The organism is Stenotrophomonas sp. GbtcB23 (assembly GCF_019091045.1).
Taxonomy (GTDB): Bacteria; Pseudomonadota; Gammaproteobacteria; order Xanthomonadales; family Xanthomonadaceae; genus Stenotrophomonas; species Stenotrophomonas rhizophila_A.
Window position 1 is genome coordinate 1 of record NZ_JAGXKC010000784.1, and the last position, 229, is coordinate 229.

At 70.3% G+C, this 229-nt stretch carries 1 protein-coding gene; it reads right to left on the bottom strand.

Annotated elements, in window-relative coordinates; translation table 11 throughout:
* On the bottom strand, window positions 1–229 hold a 229-nt coding region (locus tag KVS69_RS20915; RefSeq protein ID WP_217540277.1), incomplete at both ends, for a TonB-dependent receptor.

The following is a 229-nucleotide window of genomic DNA, read 5'->3' on the forward strand; positions in this document are numbered from 1 at the left end:
GAGGTGGAGCTTTCGGCCTGCACCGGGCTGGCGCCCAGCGCCTGCGCGGCGGTGCTGGTGGAGGGGAAGGTGCCGCGTTCGACGAACACGCCGTTGACGATGGTGCTGGACACCGCCTGGTAGCTCTGCTGGGCCAGCGACGGGGCGCTGAAGGCGGACGAGGCGGTGGCACGCAGCGCGACCTTGTCGGTGAACGCGTAGCGGGCGGACAGCTTGCCGGAGAACTTGT